Consider the following 17,135-nt stretch of genomic DNA (forward strand, 5'->3'; position numbering starts at 1 on the left):
GGCAAGACGAGGCAGGCAGGATAGCATGAAATTAATCCACTGGCTGATTTCCGATAAAATCTTTATTTTTCAATGCATAAACCAAGATCTTGGAAACTGTCCCAAACTTTTCCACAGTATTCCTTCTGGGGATGGATCATGGGACAATCTGCTTCATTCCCTTATCCCCAGCCCCTATATCATCATCATTCTTTCTATTAATCTTTCTTTATAAAGAAGAAGGACGGGGCGGTGCTGGCAATGATGGGTGAAGTTCTGTGGTCCCTGCATCCCTGGGTGAAGGCGCTGCATGTCGTGTCCGTCATCGCCTGGATGGCAGGGCTGTTCTACCTGCCCCGTCTTTTTGTCTATCACGTCGAGCAGGTGGGATCGGGGAACAAAACCGATCTTTTGTTCCAGACCATGGAACGGCGGTTGCTGCGGGCGATCATGGGGCCTGCGATGGTGTCCAGTTGGGTGTTCGGTCTGGCACTGGTGGCAACGCCCGGTCTGGTCGACTGGTCGCTGGTCTGGCCCTGGACCAAGGCGGGCGCGGTGCTGGGAATGACCTGGTTCCATCACTGGCTGGCACGGCGCAGAACCGAGTTTGCACAGGGGCGCAACACAAGGACGGGACGGACCTATCGGCTGATGAATGAGGTGCCGACAGTTTTGATGCTGGTGATCGTCTTTTCGGTTTTTGTGAAGTTCTGAACGGCAAGGGCGGAGCAGAGTTGACTCAGCCGCCCCGCCGCCCTATGTGGAATGCGCTGGCCGTCCGGTCAGAATTCCCCCGTGACCTGCCTCGCGACCCATCTGGCGATCTTGATTGCCCGCGACCCTCATATGACGCAAGCCGAATGGCTGGACGTTCAGGACTGTTCCCATGACCGAAGACATTATCGAAATCGAACGCCTCAATCTTGCCGATCTGAAGGCCAAGACTCCTGCGGATCTTCTGGCGATGGCCGAAGAATGGGAGATCGAGAACGCCCCTTCGATGCGCAAGGGCGAGATGATGTTCTCGCTTTTGAAAGAGCATGCCGAAGAAGGCTGGGAGATCGGTGGCGATGGTGTGCTTGAGGTCCTGCAGGACGGGTTCGGCTTCCTGCGCAGCCCCGAGGCGAATTATCTGCCCGGCCCGGATGATATCTATGTCTCACCCGATACGATCCGGCAGTTTTCGCTGCGCACCGGCGACACCATCGAGGGGGTGATCGCCGCCCCGCGTGAGTCCGAGCGTTATTTCTCGATGACCAAGGTGACGCGGATCAATTTCGACGATCCGGAACGGGCGCGCCACAAGGTGCATTTTGACAACCTGACCCCGCTTTATCCCGATGAGCGTCTGAAGATGGAAGTCGAGGATCCGACGATCCGGGACCGTTCGGCGCGGATCATCGATCTGATCGCCCCGATCGGCAAAGGCCAGCGCGCGCTGATCGTGGCGCCGCCGCGCACCGGTAAAACGGTGCTGTTGCAGAACATTGCCCAGTCCATCGCGGTCAACCATCCGGAATGCTATCTGATCGTGCTGCTGATCGACGAGCGGCCGGAAGAGGTGACGGATATGCAGCGTTCGGTGCGGGGGGAGGTTGTGTCCTCGACCTTCGACGAGCCTGCGACGCGGCATGTGGCGGTTGCGGAAATGGTGATCGAGAAGGCCAAGCGTCTGGTCGAACACAAGCGAGATGTTGTGATATTGCTGGACTCTATCACAAGACTTGGTAGGGCGTTCAATACTGTTGTGCCCTCTTCAGGCAAGGTCCTGACCGGCGGTGTCGATGCTAATGCGCTGCAGCGGCCGAAGCGGTTTTTCGGGGCGGCGCGGAATATCGAGGAAGGCGGATCGTTGACCATCATCGCGACGGCGCTGATTGATACCGGCAGCCGGATGGACGAGGTGATCTTCGAAGAGTTCAAGGGCACGGGCAACAGCGAGATCGTGCTGGACCGCAAGGTGGCCGACAAGCGGGTCTTCCCGGCCATGGACATCCTGAAATCGGGAACCCGGAAAGAGGATCTGCTGGTCGAGAAGACCGATCTGCAGAAGACCTATGTCCTGCGCCGGATTCTGAATCCGATGGGGACAACCGATGCCATCGAATTCCTGATTTCGAAGCTGAAACAGACCAAGTCGAATTCCGATTTCTTCGATTCGATGAACTCCTGACCAAGCCTCGAGCGGGGTCCGACCCATGGATACGATTTTCGCCCCCGCCACCGCGCGGGGGAAAGCCGGCGTTGCGATCATCCGGATCTCGGGTGACCGGGCCTTTGCCGCGACCTTGGCGCTGGCCGGCAGCTTGCCGGAGCCGCGCCGCGCCTCCTTGCGCCTTTTGCGCTGGCAGGACCGCGTTCTGGATGAAGCGCTTGTGCTGCTTTTCGCGAAAGGCGCCAGTTTCACCGGTGAGGATATGGTGGAGCTTCACGTCCATGGCAGTATCGCGGTTGTTTCGGCGGTTCTGTCGGCGCTGTCGGATCAGCCCGGGCTGCGGCTTGCCGAGCCGGGGGAATTTACCCGGCGTGCAATGGACCATGGGCGGCTGGACCTGTCGCAGGTCGAAGGGCTTGCCGATCTGATTGAGGCTGAAACCGAATCGCAGCGATTGCAGGCGCTTGAAATGCTGTCGGGGGCCATAGGGCGCAAGGTAGAGGCCTGGCGTTCGGCGATCCTGCGGATGTTTGCGCTGATCGAGGCAACGATTGATTTCGCGGATGAGGATGTGCCCACGGATGTCATTCCCGAGGTTCGGGAGATTCTGGGCGGGTTGACCGCGTCTTTGAAGGAGGAACTGCAAAGTTCTGCCGCGGCCGAGCGTGTCCGCAACGGGTTCGAGGTTGCCATCATTGGTGCGCCGAATGCTGGAAAATCGACACTTATCAATGCTTTGTCTGGTCGCGATGTTGCGATTACCTCGGATCTTGCGGGAACGACGCGAGATATCATCGAGGTCCGGATGGATATGGACGGGCTTGCCGTCACCTTGCTGGACACTGCGGGCCTGCGTGAGACCGAGGACCGGATTGAGAAGATCGGGGTTGAGCGGGCGCGGGCGCGGGCCAATGCCGCCGATCTGCGGGTTTTCCTGTTGGGCGGGGAGGGTGTTGTCACCGGGCTTGAACGGCGCGCCGGTGATATCGAGCTTCAGGGCAAGGCGGATCTGACCCCCGGATCGGACGGTGTTTCCGGGCTGTCAGGTGAAGGAGTCGAAGCCTTGAAAAGTGCGATTTCCGGGGTGCTGCTCGACAGGGCGGCAGGTTCTGGCTTGATGAACCGGCAGCGGCATCGCAGCTGCCTGATTTCCGCAATCGGGTCTTTGGACTCGGCGCGAAGTGCGATAGAAGACGAGTCGGCCGCGCTTGAGCTGATCGCGGAAGATCTGCGTCAGGCCGCCCGTGCGCTTTCATCCTTGCTTGGCTCCGTCGATGTGGAATCGGTGCTTGGTGAGATATTCGCGCGGTTCTGTATCGGGAAATGAGGTGTTTCACGTGAAACAGTTTGACGTCATCATTATCGGCGGCGGCCATGCCGGGACCGAGGCCGCTGCGGTTGCAGCGCGGATGGGCGTCAGGACTGCGCTGGTCACGATGAAACGGGCGACGATCGGCGTGATGTCTTGCAATCCCGCCATCGGCGGCTTGGGCAAGGGGCATCTGGTGCGCGAGATTGACGCGCTGGATGGCATCATGGGCCAGGCGGCGGATCGGGCGGGCATTCAGTTCCGATTGCTTAACAAAAGCAAGGGGCCTGCGGTTCAGGGTCCGCGGACGCAGGCGGACCGGAAGCTTTATCGGGATGCGGTGCAGGCGATGCTATCGCGTATCGAGGGTCTCGACATTATCGAGGCGGAAGTCGCCGGTCTGATCCAGAACTCGGGTCGGGTGGCGGGGATCCGTCTGCGTGATGGCAGTACCCTGTCCGCATCGGCAGTTGTTCTGACAGCGGGCACTTTTCTGAACGGCGTGATGCATATCGGCGCCGAGCGCAGCATTGGTGGTCGGGTGGGTGACCCTTCTTCGGTTTTGCTGGCGGAACAGCTTGGCGCGCTTGGACTCACGCGGGGACGGCTGAAAACCGGAACACCCGCGCGGCTTGACGGGCGAAGCATCGACTGGTCGCGGCTTGAGCAGCAGGCCGGTGATGACCGACCGACCATGTTCTCCTTCCTCAATGACAAACCTTTCGTCCGGCAGATTTCTTGCGGAATCACACATACGAATGTGCGCACCCATGAAATTGTCCGGGCCAATCTTGGCCAGTCGGCCATGTATGGCGGGCATATCGAAGGTGTCGGCCCACGTTACTGTCCGTCTATTGAGGACAAGATCGTTCGTTTCGCCGAAAAGGACAGCCATCAGGTCTTTCTTGAGCCCGAAGGCCTTGATGATCCGACCGTCTATCCGAACGGGATTTCCACGTCCTTGCCTGCCTCGGTGCAAGAACTGTATATCCGCAGCATTGCCGGTCTGGAGTCGGTTACGATCCTGCAGCCCGGATATGCGATTGAATATGACTATTTCGACCCCCGCCACCTGACACCGGGGCTGGAGGTCAAGTCTCTGCCGGGGCTGTTCTTTGCCGGTCAGATCAATGGCACAACCGGATATGAGGAAGCGGCAGCTCAGGGCCTGGTGGCTGGAATTTCGGCAGCCAGACTGAGCCGCGAACTGGATGCTGTGCATTTCAGCCGTACCAACAGCTATATCGGCGTTCTGATCGATGATCTGATTACGCGGGGTGTGACTGAACCCTATCGTATGTTCACTTCACGCGCCGAATATCGCCTGACGATCCGCGCCGATAACGCCGATCAGCGCCTGACAGAACTTGGTATCGCCTTGGGTTGCGTTTCGGCAGAACGGGCGGAGCATTTCAGCCGGAAAAATGCGATGCTGACTGGTGCAAGGCAGGTTCTGGACGCGATTTCGCTTTCGGCCCGGGACCTGACCGCTCTGGGCGTGAACGTCAGCAATGGCGGCGCAAAGCGCAGCGCAGCGCAGGCCATTGCCCTGCCGAACTTCCCGGCGAAACGCTATTTTACTTCAATCCCCGAGTTAGCAGGCCTGCCGGACGCAATTTTCGACCAACTGATCGCGGATTCCATCTATGCAGGCTATGCGACGCGGCAGGAACAGGATGCCGAACGGCTTCGCAAGGAAGAACAGGTGAAGATCCCGGCGGATTTCGACTATCTGGCGCTTTCCGGACTTTCGACCGAACTGGCGCAGAAACTTGTCCGCGCGCAGCCTGCGACACTTGCCCAGGCGGCAGTTCTGGAGGGGATGACGCCTGCAGCCCTGCTGCTTTTGCTGTCGCGCCTGAAACGTCGCGATCTGCACAAATCGGCCTGAGTGGTTTGCTGTGACGCGTCCCGACCCGACAGAAATGATTTCCCGCGATGCCGCACCGATGCTGGATCATTATCTGGCACTGCTGACAAAATGGAACGTAGCCATCAATCTGGTTTCCCCGGCAACGCTGAAAGAGGCGCGGCACCGGCATTTTCTGGATTCGGCACAGATCTATCATTTGTCCGCTGCAGAGGGCCGGTCCTGGGTCGATCTGGGCAGTGGCGCCGGTTTTCCGGGGCTTGTTCTGGCAATTCTGCGCAAGGCCGAAGGCGCCTCCGGTGCCGTCACGCTGATTGAGGCGGATCGGCGCAAGGCGGTATTCCTGACTACGGTCATTCGAGAGTTGTCGCTGGACGCGCAAGTGATCGTCGACCGTATAGAACGGGCTGCGCCGCAGCAGGCTGACCGAATCTGCGCGCGGGCATTGGCAGCACTTCCCGTGCTCTGCGGCTTCATGGAACGGCATGCGGATCCCTCTGCTGTCGCCTTGTTTCCCAAGGGCCGCAACTACAGAAACGAGGTTGAGGAGGCGCGGCAGAACTGGGATTTTTCGATGAAGCTGCATGAGAGCGTGACGGATCCTGAGGGCGTGATCCTCGAAATCCAAGATTTACTCCGGAAGTCATGATATGCGGGAAAAGATGCGGATAATCGCGATTGCAAACCAGAAGGGTGGCGTTGGCAAGACAACCACCGCTATCAATCTTGCCGCCGGTCTGGCAGAACTGGGTGCACGGGTTCTGCTTGTCGATCTTGACCCTCAGGGAAATTCCTCCACCGGTTTGGGTATGGAACCCGAGCGCAGGGTCAGGACCAGCTACGATCTTCTGATGGAAAACGCGGATCTTGCAGAGGTCTGTTTCTCAACGCAACTAGAGCGTCTGTCGATCTGCCCTGCAAACTCGGATCTTTCCTCTGCCGATCTGGAGCTTTTTACCAGCGAGAAGCGCAGTTTTCTGCTGCGGGATGCCCTGCGCCAGACGGGGGCCGATGTTCCTGCCTTCGATCTTGTGCTGATCGACTGTCCGCCCTCGCTCAACCTGTTGACGGTCAATGCGCTTGTGGCCTGCGATTCGGTTCTGGTGCCGCTTCAGGCTGAATTCTTCGCGCTGGAAGGGCTGTCGCAGTTGATGATCTCGATCCGGGAGATCCGTCAGTCCGCCAATCCGGAGCTGCGGATCGAAGGTGTTCTGATGACCATGGTCGACAATCGCAACAACCTGTCGCAACTGGTGGAGTCCGACGCGCGGGACACGCTGGGCGATCTGGTGTTTCGCACGATCATTCCCAGAAATGTCCGCGTCAGTGAGGCGCCTTCCTATTCACAGCCCGTCCTGACCTATGATCCGCAATCCAAGGGTGCCGAAGCCTATCGGCAACTGGCGCGCGAGGTTGGAACGCGCTATGGATTCGTTCCCCAGACCAGCAAGGAGCCTGCATGATGGAAAAGAAAGCCGATCGTCGCGGTCTCGGCCGTGGTTTGTCGGCGCTGATGGCCGATATCGGGCTTCCGCGTGAGGGTGACATGGCAGCCGGGACGGCGCCGGCCGCTCGCCCGGGCATCCTCCGTCTGCCGGTTGAGGTTCTGCATCCCAATCTGGATCAGCCGCGCCGCGCCTTCAGCCAGGTCGCGCTGGAAGATCTGGCCGCGTCGATCGCCGTCAAGGGTGTGTTGCAACCGCTCATCGTTCGCGCATCCAAGGGTGTTGATGGGCATTATGAAATCGTCGCGGGTGAACGGCGCTGGCGTGCGTCACAGATCGCGCAACTCCATGAAGTGCCTGTGCTGATTCGCGACTTCAACGACACTGAAGTTCTGGAAGTCGCGATTATCGAGAATATCCAGCGCGAAGACCTTAACGCGATTGAAGAAGCCTTCGGATATCGTCAGTTGATGGATCGTTTTGGTCATACGCAAGAGAAACTGGCCGAAGCCTTGTCCAAAAGTCGCAGCCATATCGCAAACCTTTTGCGTCTGCTGAACCTGCCGGAGGAGGTTCAGTCCTATGTGCGGGAGGGTAGGCTTACCGCGGGTCACGCACGCGCGCTTATCACTGCGGAAGATCCGGCCAAACTGGCCCGCGAAGTGCTGGCCAAAGGCTATTCGGTTCGTCAGACCGAAGAACTGGCCCGCGCTGCCACTGGAGCAAAGCCGCGTCGCAATGGCAGTGCCCCCCGCGAGTCCGAAAAGGATGCCGATACGCGCGCGCTTGAGGCGGATCTTTCCGCGAATATTCGCATGGCGGTCAGCATCAAGCATGAACCGGGCGGAGAAAGCGGCCTTCTGTCAATCCGTTACAACAGCCTGCAACAGCTTGACGATCTTTGTCGGGCGCTCTCCGGGCTGGAATCCGATTTCGATTAAGGTTCAGGCCCCCAGCAGTTGCGCAATCACCCGATTCAGCAGGATCCGGCCCTGATCGGTTGCGCGCAATCGGTCGTCTTCCACCAGAAGCAGACCGGATTCTTGCAATTCAGACAGGCGGTTTGGTGAAAATGTGCCTGCGCCAAGGGCGTTGAGACGCGACATTGACAAGCCCTTCCGCGTTCTAAGACCCATCATAACATATTCGATTGCCTGATCTTCCCGGCTCAGCGCGGTTCGCTGATCAGATCGCAGATCCTCTACCGCTTTCAGCCAGGTATTTGGCGCGCGTGGGGCCTCGGTTGCCCACCGTGTTCCGTTCAGGGTCAGCCGGCCATGGGCTCCGGGACCGATGCCTGCATAATCGCCTGCGTTCCAATAGATCAGATTATGCCGGGATTCTTGCCCTTCCCTGGCATGGTTCGAAACCTCATAGGCCGGCAGACCGGCCTTTTCACATCGTTCCTGCGTAAGATCGAACATGTCAGCTGAAAGATCTTCTTCCGGTAGTCCCTTCAGATGCCCTGCAGCATGGCGTCTGGCAAACACCGTGCCTTCCTCGATTGTCAGCTGATAAAGCGACAGGTGATCGGGTTCCAGGTCCAACGCCTGCTGCAATTCATCCTGCCAATCCTGCAGGGACTGATTTTGCCGCGCATAGATCAGGTCGAAGCTGACCCGGCCGAACAGGGACCGCGCAAGCCTGATGGCGGCAAGGGCCGATGTGACGTCATGCAATCTGCCCAGACGCTGCAAATCCAGGTCATTGAGGGCCTGAACGCCGATGGAAATACGGTCAACGCCCGCATCGCGATAGGCCGCAAAACGCCCCAACTCCACCGCACCTGGATTGGCCTCCAACGTGATCTCGCAATCATTGGCAAGGGGCCATGTCGCGCGGATTTCATTCAGGATCGCGGTAACGGTTTCACCGTCCATCAGGGAGGGTGTGCCACCGCCGAAATAGACGGAATTGACCACACGCCCTTCGGTCTCCTGCCCGATACGGCGGATCTCGGACAGATAGCGCTCGGCCCAGACCCCTTGATCCACATTCGACGCAACATGGCTGTTGAAGTCGCAATAGGGGCATTTTGCCAGGCAATAGGGCCAGTGCAGATAGATTCCGAATCCGCCCTGCCGCCAATCTTCGACGGGGCCGGGATTGGCTGACGCGGAAAGTTTCACGTGAAACAACCAGCCGCAAGCTTGCTGAAGGCATCAAACCGATGGCTCATCCGGTTCTTCGCCCAGCGATCCATTTCGCCGAATGTGCGATCATGGCCATCCGGAACGAACATCGGGTCGTAACCATGCCCCAGATCTCCCCGGGGCGGCCAGATCAGGTGACCGGAAACGCCGCCTTCAAACACTTCATCATGCCCATCGGGCCAGGCCATGACCAGGGTGCAACGGAATGTCGCCCGGCGCGGATGCGGCGCGGAAACCGCCTCCAGCGCCGTCCATGTCCGCTCCATCGCCCGGTGGAAATTCCGGCCGCCTGGCCCCTCGGCCCAATCCGCCGTGCGCACGCCCGGATCGCCGCCCAAAGCATCGACACAAAGCCCGGAATCATCCGCAAGTGCCACAAGGCCCGAGGCTGCTGCCGCTGCATGGGCCTTGATCCGCGCATTGCCGATGAAACTGTCCTCGGTTTCCTCCGGCTCCGCAAGGCTCAGCTGCCCAGCGGAAATTGCCTTGATGCCGAAATCCTTCAGCAAATCGGCCATTTCCTCCAGTTTCCCGGCATTATGGGTCGCAATCAGCAGTTTCAGCTCTGCGAATTTCCGCATCGCTTTACTCCACAGCCTTGTTCTGCGCCGCAGCCAGTGCCTGACATCCTGCCTCGGCCAGTCCCAGCAGATCCTCCATCTCAGCGCGAGAGAAGGTCGACCCTTCCGAGGACATCTGAACCTCGATCATCCGTCCGCGTCCGGTCATCACGAAATTGCCATCCACCCCGGCCACGGAATCCTCGGCATAATCCAGATCCAGAACCGGCTGCCCGGCATAAAGCCCGCAGGACACCGCGACGACATTGTCCATTACCGGGTCAGTGGTCAGAACACCGGCCTTCAGCAGTTTGTTCACCGCCAGCCGCAGCGCGACCCAGCCCCCGGTGATCGATGCGCAGCGCGTTCCGCCATCGGCCTGCAGCACGTCGCAATCCACAACGATCTGTCGTTCTCCAAGGGCCTGACGGTCAACCCCGGCGCGCAGCGACCGTCCGATCAGCCGCTGAATCTCCTGTGTGCGCCCGCTTTGTTTGCCCTGCGCCGCTTCGCGCCGGTTGCGGCTATGGGTGGCGCGGGGCAGCATGCCATATTCCGCCGTGACCCAGCCCTGACCAGTGTTCTTCAGAAAAGGCGGTGGCTTGTCCTCGACCGAGGCCGAGCACAGCACATGCGTGCCCCCGATCCGGATCAGACAGGACCCTTCCGCATGGCGCATCGGCCCCGGTTCGATCTCTATGGCGCGGAGTTCGTCAAGGCTTCGTCCCGAGGGTCGCATATCGCATCCTTTCTGTTTCCACGCCAACTATCCGGCCAGAGCGCGAGGATGCAACCCTCATTGACGAAGGCGGCTTCCGGTCCCTAGTATCGCCTTTGCTTTGCGAGACCGCCATGCCCGACCATTCCCAGATTCTCTCCGAAATGAATGAGCGCTCGAAAGAGGTGTTTCGCCGCGTGGTTGAATCCTATCTCGCCTCGGGTGATCCGGTCGGTTCACGCAGCCTGACGCGCAGCATGTCCGAGAAAGTCAGCGCCGCGACGATCCGAAATGTCATGCAAGACCTTGAATTCATGGGACTTCTTGGCAGTCCTCATGTTTCGGCGGGGCGTGTGCCGACCCAGATGGGTCTGCGCATGTTCATCGACAGCCTGCTGGAGGTCGGCGCGGTCGAGGCGCAGGACCGTGAACGCATCGACGCCACCCTTGCTCCCGAAGGCCGCGATGTCGCCAGCCTGCTTGACCGGGTGGGTTCCGCCCTTTCCGGACTGACACAAGGCGCAAGCCTTGTTCTTGCCCCGAAATACGAGGCGCCGATCCGCCATATCGAATTCGTCGCGCTGGCGCCTGATCGCGCGCTCGTGGTTCTGGTCTTCGCCGATGGTCATGTCGAGAACCGGGTTTTCGCACCGCCGCCGGGTCAGACGCCATCCTCGATGCGAGAGGCGGGAAATTTTCTTAATGCGCTGGCCACGGGACGCACGATTTCGGAATTGCGACAGGTGATCCTGACCGAGATCCGCCAGCGTCGTCAGGAGATTGACAGTCTGGCCCGGGAACTGGTCGAAAGCGGCGTGGCGCTGTGGGAAAATCCCGGTGAATCGGGTGAAAGGCTGATCGTGCGCGGTCGTGGCAATCTTTTGGAAGGCACGACCGAGGCCGAGGATCTGGGCCGCATCCGCATCCTCTTCGATGATCTTGAGCGCAAGCGCGATATCGCCGAGTTTCTGGAACTCACCGAAACCGGGGAAGGGGTGCGCATTTTTATCGGCTCCGAGAACAAGCTTTTTTCACTTTCGGGTTCCTCTTTGGTGGTCTCTCCCTATATGAACGCGGATCGGAAGATCATCGGCGCTGTCGGCGTGATCGGGCCGACCCGGTTGAATTATGGCCGGATCGTTCCCATCGTCGACTATACTGCGCAGCTTGTCGGGCGCGTGTTGTCCGAACGAAGCAAAGGATGATCCCAGACGTGAATGAAGTGAGGAAAGACCAGATGCCGCAGGATCAGGCAACCGAATTCCAGGATATCGACCCTCTCGCCGGGGAGGCGCCGGATTACGACCCCACCGCCGAGATTGAGGCGCTGCGCGCCGAACGCGACGATATGCGCGACCGTTTCATGCGCGCACTTGCCGATGCGGAAAACGCCCGCAAGCGGGGTGAAAAGGATCGCCGTGAGGCCGAGCATTATGGCAGTTCCCGGCTTTCCCGCGATATTCTGCCAGTCTATGACAATCTGCGCCGCGCCCTTGATGTGGCTGCGCAGGATGCGGAGGGTCAGGCAACTGCCCTGATCGAGGGGGTAGAACTGACCCTGCGCGAATTGATGAATGTGATGACGAAACATGGCATTACGCTGATCTCTCCCCAGACCGGCGACACCTTCGATCCGCAATTGCATCAGGCCATGTTTGAGGCACCGCTGCCCGGCACCAAGGCGGGTCAGATCATTCAGGTCATGACCGAGGGCTTCATGCTGCATGACCGCCTTCTGCGTCCGGCACAGGTCGGTGTCTCGTCAACTCCGGCAAGCTGAGACTCCGTCAAGCTGAGATCCGGGCAGGCTCAGGCCGGTCCATGCCGGATCGTCCCGCTTTCCGGATCAACCACGCGCCCGGCCATGATCCGGGCGCGGTGGTCCTTGCACCGCAAGGTCAGGGGTTGATCCGGCCTTTCAGTTCATAGACCAGCGCCAGCGCCTCCAGCGGCGTCAGCTGATCGGGCAGAACCTCACGCAGCCGGGCCTCCACCTCTGACGGCTTTGGCGCAGCGATGCGCGGCTGTGCGGGGGCTGTGCGGAACAGCGGCAGATCGTCGATCAGGGCGAGTCTGCTGCCCGCGCCTGACCGTTCGCCCGATTCCAGCAGTTCCAGCACGCTGCGCGCCCGCTCGATCACTGCATCGGGCAGGCCGGCCAGTTTCGCCACCTGCACACCATAGCTGCGATCCGCCGCCCCCTTGCGGATCTCGTGCAGGAAGATCACATCGCCCTCCCATTCCTTCACCGCAACCGTCGCATTCTCCACCCCCTCCAGCTTGCCGGCCAGGGCGGTCATCTCATGGTAATGCGTGGCGAACAGCGCCCGGCAGCGGTTCACCTCATGCAGATGCTCCAGCGTCGCCCAGGCGATCGACAACCCGTCCCATGTCGCCGTGCCGCGCCCGATCTCGTCAAGGATCACCAGCGCGCGGTCATCGGCCTGATGCAGGATTGCCGCCGTCTCGACCATTTCCACCATGAAGGTCGACCGCCCCCGCGCCAGATCATCCGAGGCCCCGACGCGGCTGAACAACTGGCTGACCAATCCGATATGCGCCTCGCTGGCCGGCACGAAGGATCCCGCCTGCGCCAGCAGCGCGATCAGCGCATTCTGCCGCAGAAAGGTGGATTTCCCTGCCATGTTCGGCCCGGTCAGCAGCCAGATCGCGGCCTTGTCCCCGGCGCTCAGATCGCAGTCATTGGCGATGAACCCCCCGCCCTGCCGCCGCAGGGCGCGTTCCACCACCGGATGCCGCCCACCCTCGACCCGGAAGGCGCGGCTGCTGTCGATCCGGGGTTCGCACCAGTTCTCACTGATCGCCAGATCGGCAAGGGCGGCGGCAAGGTCGATCTCGGCCAGCGCCCTTGCAGTCTGGGCCAGAGCCGCCGCGCGCTCCAGCACCGCCTTGCGCAGCGCGGTGAAATGCCGCTTCTCGATCTCCTGCGCGTGATTGCCCGCATTCAGGATCCGCGTTTCGATCTCCGACAGCGCGACGGTCGTGAACCGCACCTGTCCCGCCGTGGTCTGTCGATGGATGAAGGTTTCCGACAAAGGCGGTGACAGCATCCGGTCGGCATGGGTGGTCGTCACATCGACGAAATAGCCCAGCACATTGTTATGCTTGATCTTCAGGCTGGAGATGCCGGTCTGTTCGATGAACTCCGCCTGCATCCGTGCAATCACGCCGCGCCCTTCGTCGCGCAACTGTCGCACCTCATCCAGTTCGGTATCGTATCCGGTCGCGATCAGCCCACCATCGCGCGCCAGCAGCGGTGGTTCCGCGACCAGCGCCCGCTCCAGCAGATCGGCCAGCCCTTCATGCCCGCCCAGATCACACCCGGATTGCAGCAGCAGATCGGGCACCGCCCCGGATGCGGTCAGCAGATCGCGCAGTCCCGCCGCCGCCTGCACCCCGCCCCGGATCGCGGCCAGATCGCGCGGCCCGCCCCGGTCCAGCGACAGGCGTGACAGCGCCCGGTCGATATCGGGCACCCGGCGCAGCATGGCGCGCAGATCGTCCCGCAGGCGGCTTTGTTCCACCAGAAACCGCACCGATTGCAGGCGCCGCCCGATCACCTCGCCATCGCGTGAAGGGGCAGAAAGCCGCCGCTCCAGCAACCGCCCGCCGCCTGCGGTCAAGGTGCGGTCCATGACCGACAGCAACGACCCTTCACGCCCGCCCGAAAGACTGGCGGTGATTTCCAGATTGCGCCGGGTTGCGGCGTCGATCTGCACCACGCCACCCGGATTTTCGCGCTGTGGCGGCTGCAGCAGCGGCAGCTTACCCCGCTGGGTCAGGTCCAGATAGTCGATCAGCGCGCCCATGGCCGAAATCTCGGCCCGCCCGAAACTGCCAAAGCCCTCCAGCGACCCGACCCCGAACAGATCGCAAAGCCGCCGCTCCGCCCCAGTGCTGTCAAAGGCTGACCGCGCCAGCGGTGTCACCGCAACCGCCATATCTTCGGGGGTGAACCCGCCTTCGGCCAGCAGCAATTCCTTTGGCATCAGTCGCGCCAGTTCCATGCCCAGCCGGGGCAACGGGCAGGGCACCACCCGCAATTCCCCGGTTGAGATATCGCACCATGCCAGCGCGCAATCGCCCCGAACCTCGCCGAATGCGGCCAGATAATTGTTGCGCCGCGCCTCCAGCAGCGTGTCTTCGGTCAGGGTGCCGGGGGTGACCAGCCGCACCACATCCCGTGCCACCACCGATTTCGACCCGCGCTTCTTTGCTTCGGCCGGGTCTTCCATCTGCTCGGCGATCGCCACACGGAATCCCTTGCGGATCAGCGACAGAAGGTAGCCCTCGGCCGAATGGACCGGTACACCGCACATCGCGATGTCCTGCCCCAGATGCTTGCCGCGCTTGGTCAGTGCGATATCCAGCGCCTCGGCCGCCGCCACCGCGTCGTCAAAGAACATCTCGTAGAAATCGCCCATCCGGTAGAACAGCAGCGCCTCCCGGTAGCGCCCCTTGATCTCCAGATACTGCGCCATCATCGGCGTCACATTGTCGTCGGACATGGATCCCCCTGCCTGTCGCGCCCGACCCTACAAAACCGCCCTTCCGGCTGAAAGCGGCAAATTCGTTGTCGTGGCGTGCGCAGGCGGCTATCACCGTTCGGGCAAAGGGAGGCCCATCATGTCCAGGACCAAGATCACCGCCGAAGAGGCGCTTGCCTATCACCTTGAACCGCGCCCGGGTAAATATGACGTGGTCGCCTCAACCCCGATGGCGACGCAACGCGATCTGAGCCTTGCCTATTCGCCCGGCGTCGCCGTGCCCGTGCAGGCCATCGCTGACCGGCCCGAGGCGGCCTATGACTATACGGTGAAGGGCAATATGGTCGCCGTCATCTCGAACGGCACCGCGATCCTTGGCATGGGCAATCTGGGCGCGCTGGCCTCCAAACCGGTGATGGAGGGCAAGGCGGTGCTGTTCAAGCGCTTTGCCGATGTGAATGCCATCGATATCGAACTGGATACCGAGGATGCCGAAGAGATCATCAAGGCGGTAAAGCTGATGTCGCCCACCTTCGGCGGCATCAATCTTGAGGATATCAAGGCGCCGGAATGTTTCATCATCGAACAGCGGCTCAAGGAAATCTGTGATATTCCGGTGTTCCATGACGATCAGCACGGCACCGCGGTGATCTGCGCGGCGGGGCTGATCAATGCGCTGGAAATGACCGGCAAGAAGATCCAGGATTGCCGCATCGTGCTGAATGGCGCTGGGGCGGCTGGCATTGCCTGTCTGGAACTTCTGAAATCCATGGGCGCCGCACCCGACAACTGCATCATGTGCGACACCAAGGGCGTTGTCTGGCAGGGCCGGACCGAGGGCATGAACCAGTGGAAATCGGCCCATGCCGCCAAGACCGACCTGCGAACGCTGGAAGAGGCGATGAAGGGTGCCGATGTGTTTCTGGGCGTCTCGGCCAAGGGGGCGGTGACGCAGGATATGGTGGCCTCGATGGCCGATAATCCGGTGATCTTCGCCATGGCCAATCCCGACCCCGAAATCACCCCCGAGGATGCCCATGCCGTGCGCCCCGATGCCATCGTGGCCACGGGGCGCAGCGATTATCCCAATCAGGTCAACAACGTGCTTGGCTTTCCCTACCTTTTCCGGGGTGCGCTGGATATCCATGCCCGCGCCATCAATGACGAGATGAAGATCGCCTGCGCGCAAGCCCTTGCCAAACTCGCGCGTGAGGACGTGCCTGATGAGGTGGCCATGGCTTACGGTCGCAAACTGTCCTTCGGGCGCGATTACATCATCCCCACGCCCTTCGATCCGCGTCTGATCCATGTCATCCCGCCTGCCGTCGCCAAGGCGGGCATGGATACCGGCGTGGCGCGTCGTCCCATCGTCGATATGAATGCCTATACGCTGGCCCTCAAAAGCCGGATGGACCCCACCGCCTCGATCCTGCAGGGGGTTCATGCGCGGGCGCGTCAGGCGCAGGCCCGCATGATCTTTGCCGAAGGCGACGATCCGCGCGTGCTGCGCGCCGCTGTCGCCTATCAGCGGTCCGGTCTGGGTCACGCGCTGGTCGTGGGACGTGAGGCCGATGTGCGCGAAAAGCTGGAGGCGGCAGGTCTGGCCGATGCGGTCCGCGAGCTTGAGGTGGTCAATGCCGCCAATACCCGCCATCTGGATACCTACCGCGAATTTCTCTATGCCCGGCTGCAGCGTGAAGGTTTTGACCGGCAGGATATCCACCGCCTCGCCTCGCGCGACCGGCATGTATTCTCGGCGCTGATGTTGGCCCATGGCCATGGTGATGGTCTGGTGACTGGGGCAACCCGGAAATCCGCACATATCCTCAGCCTGATGAACCATGTTTTCGACGCCAAGGCCGGGGATGGGGCGGTCGGGGTTACGGCGCTGCTGCACAAGGGGCGGATCATCTTTGTCACTGATACGCTGGTGCATGAATGGCCCGAACCCGAGGATCTGGCCACCATCGCGATCCGCGCCGCCGGGGTCGCCCGCAATCTGGGACTGGAGCCGCGCGTGGCCTTCGTGTCCTTCTCGACATTCGGTTATCCGGTGTCGGAACGCGCGACGAAGATGCATCAGGCGCCGCGCGTTCTGGACCGGATGAAGGTTGATTTCGAATATGAGGGCGAAATGACCGTGGATGTGGCGCTCAACCCCGAGATCATGGCGCAGTATCCGTTCTGCCGTCTGACCGGCCCGGCGAATATCCTAGTCGTTCCGGCGCGCCATTCCGCCAGCATTTCGGTGAAGCTGATGCAGGAAATGGCCGGGGCAACCGTGATCGGCCCGATCCTGACTGGGGTGCCGAAACCGATCCAGATCTGTTCGACGGTTTCGACCGCGAATGACATCCTGAACCTTGCGGTGGTGGCGGCCTGCCGTATCGGGAACTGATCCGGTGAACGCTTGCCGGGGCAGGGCGTGCAATGCGCCC

14 protein-coding genes are annotated in these 17,135 nt (G+C 61.0%); 10 read left to right on the forward strand and 4 right to left on the reverse strand.

What is annotated here, in order from left to right:
- Positions 1 to 240 precede the first annotated feature (240 nt).
- From JL811_RS05660 to JL811_RS05690, 7 genes are all read left to right on the forward strand, one after another.
- Positions 241 to 693 (forward strand): CopD family protein, encoded by a 453-nt coding sequence (locus JL811_RS05660; protein ID WP_237684856.1) that lies wholly within the window; start codon positions 241 to 243, stop codon positions 691 to 693.
- Between the two features lie 172 nt (positions 694 to 865).
- Entirely contained in the window at positions 866 to 2,152 is a 1,287-nt protein-coding gene (gene rho / locus JL811_RS05665; RefSeq protein WP_202687523.1) for a transcription termination factor Rho, read from the forward strand.
- A 25-nt stretch (positions 2,153 to 2,177) separates the two neighbouring features.
- Positions 2,178 to 3,461, forward strand: a complete 1,284-nt coding sequence (mnmE, locus tag JL811_RS05670) for a tRNA uridine-5-carboxymethylaminomethyl(34) synthesis GTPase MnmE (RefSeq protein WP_202687524.1) — start codon at positions 2,178 to 2,180, stop codon at positions 3,459 to 3,461.
- A gap of 10 nt (positions 3,462 to 3,471) precedes the next feature.
- Positions 3,472 to 5,334, forward strand: a complete 1,863-nt coding sequence (mnmG, locus tag JL811_RS05675) for a tRNA uridine-5-carboxymethylaminomethyl(34) synthesis enzyme MnmG (protein WP_202687525.1) — start codon at positions 3,472 to 3,474, stop codon at positions 5,332 to 5,334.
- A 10-nt stretch (positions 5,335 to 5,344) separates the two neighbouring features.
- Entirely contained in the window at positions 5,345 to 5,962 is a 618-nt protein-coding gene (gene rsmG / locus JL811_RS05680; RefSeq protein WP_337924725.1) for a 16S rRNA (guanine(527)-N(7))-methyltransferase RsmG, read from the forward strand.
- Position 5,963: 1 nt separating this feature from the next.
- Positions 5,964 to 6,776, forward strand: a complete 813-nt coding sequence (locus JL811_RS05685; RefSeq protein WP_237684823.1) for a ParA family protein — start codon at positions 5,964 to 5,966, stop codon at positions 6,774 to 6,776.
- A complete protein-coding gene (locus tag JL811_RS05690; RefSeq protein ID WP_202687526.1) occupies positions 6,773 to 7,699 on the forward strand; it encodes a ParB/RepB/Spo0J family partition protein in 927 nt (308 codons plus the stop codon). Before JL811_RS05685 ends, JL811_RS05690 begins: the two co-directional genes overlap by 4 nt.
- 3 nt (positions 7,700 to 7,702) lie before the next feature.
- On the opposite strand, the gene hemW is transcribed toward JL811_RS05690, so the two are convergent.
- The 3 genes from hemW to rph are packed head-to-tail and all read right to left on the reverse strand — an operon-like array spanning position 7,703 to position 10,210.
- Positions 7,703 to 8,887, reverse strand: coding sequence for a radical SAM family heme chaperone HemW (gene hemW, locus JL811_RS05695; RefSeq protein WP_202687527.1), 1,185 nt, complete (start codon positions 8,885 to 8,887; stop codon positions 7,703 to 7,705).
- Complete coding sequence (gene rdgB / locus JL811_RS05700) at positions 8,884 to 9,492, reverse strand: RdgB/HAM1 family non-canonical purine NTP pyrophosphatase (RefSeq protein WP_202687528.1); 609 nt, start codon at positions 9,490 to 9,492, stop codon at positions 8,884 to 8,886. Before rdgB ends, hemW begins: the two co-directional genes overlap by 4 nt.
- Positions 9,493 to 9,496: 4 nt before the next feature.
- Positions 9,497 to 10,210: a ribonuclease PH gene (gene rph / locus JL811_RS05705; RefSeq protein WP_202687529.1), complete on the reverse strand. Its 714-nt coding sequence runs from the start codon at positions 10,208 to 10,210 to the stop codon at positions 9,497 to 9,499.
- A 113-nt stretch (positions 10,211 to 10,323) separates the two neighbouring features.
- Here rph and hrcA point away from each other — a divergent pair, with 113 nt between their 5' ends.
- Together hrcA and JL811_RS05715 are read left to right on the forward strand one after the other, a co-directional pair.
- On the forward strand, positions 10,324 to 11,394 hold the full coding sequence (gene hrcA / locus JL811_RS05710; RefSeq protein WP_202687530.1) for a heat-inducible transcriptional repressor HrcA: 1,071 nt from the start codon (positions 10,324 to 10,326) through the stop codon (positions 11,392 to 11,394).
- A gap of 32 nt (positions 11,395 to 11,426) precedes the next feature.
- Complete coding sequence (locus tag JL811_RS05715; protein WP_202687531.1) at positions 11,427 to 11,969, forward strand: nucleotide exchange factor GrpE; 543 nt, start codon at positions 11,427 to 11,429, stop codon at positions 11,967 to 11,969.
- 118 nt (positions 11,970 to 12,087) lie between these two features.
- Here JL811_RS05715 and mutS read toward each other — a convergent pair whose 3' ends face one another.
- Entirely contained in the window at positions 12,088 to 14,718 is a 2,631-nt protein-coding gene (gene mutS, locus JL811_RS05720; protein WP_202687532.1) for a DNA mismatch repair protein MutS, read from the reverse strand.
- Positions 14,719 to 14,836: 118 nt separating this feature from the next.
- Here mutS and JL811_RS05725 point away from each other — a divergent pair, with 118 nt between their 5' ends.
- Positions 14,837 to 17,095 carry an NADP-dependent malic enzyme gene (locus JL811_RS05725; protein WP_202687533.1) on the forward strand — a complete coding sequence of 753 codons (2,259 nt, stop codon included), beginning with the start codon at positions 14,837 to 14,839 and terminating at the stop codon, positions 17,093 to 17,095.
- Positions 17,096 to 17,135 lie beyond the last annotated feature (40 nt).

Origin of the sequence: Szabonella alba (assembly GCF_016765775.1) — a bacterium.
GTDB lineage: Bacteria > Pseudomonadota > Alphaproteobacteria > Rhodobacterales > Rhodobacteraceae > Szabonella > Szabonella alba.

Coding starts and splice junctions, on each gene's coding strand:
- JL811_RS05690 (WP_202687526.1), top strand. CDS start 6,773: ATGATGGAAAAGAAAGCCGATCGTCGCGGTCTCGGCCGTGGTTTGTCG.
- hrcA (WP_202687530.1), top strand. CDS start 10,324: ATGCCCGACCATTCCCAGATTCTCTCCGAAATGAATGAGCGCTCGAAA.
- rph (WP_202687529.1), bottom strand. CDS start 10,210: ATGCGACCCTCGGGACGAAGCCTTGACGAACTCCGCGCCATAGAGATC.
- mutS (WP_202687532.1), bottom strand. CDS start 14,718: ATGTCCGACGACAATGTGACGCCGATGATGGCGCAGTATCTGGAGATC.
- rdgB (WP_202687528.1), bottom strand. CDS start 9,492: ATGCGGAAATTCGCAGAGCTGAAACTGCTGATTGCGACCCATAATGCC.
- JL811_RS05725 (WP_202687533.1), top strand. CDS start 14,837: ATGTCCAGGACCAAGATCACCGCCGAAGAGGCGCTTGCCTATCACCTT.
- mnmE (WP_202687524.1), top strand. CDS start 2,178: ATGGATACGATTTTCGCCCCCGCCACCGCGCGGGGGAAAGCCGGCGTT.
- rho (WP_202687523.1), top strand. CDS start 866: ATGACCGAAGACATTATCGAAATCGAACGCCTCAATCTTGCCGATCTG.
- JL811_RS05715 (WP_202687531.1), top strand. CDS start 11,427: ATGCCGCAGGATCAGGCAACCGAATTCCAGGATATCGACCCTCTCGCC.
- JL811_RS05660 (WP_237684856.1), top strand. CDS start 241: ATGATGGGTGAAGTTCTGTGGTCCCTGCATCCCTGGGTGAAGGCGCTG.
- JL811_RS05685 (WP_237684823.1), top strand. CDS start 5,964: ATGCGGGAAAAGATGCGGATAATCGCGATTGCAAACCAGAAGGGTGGC.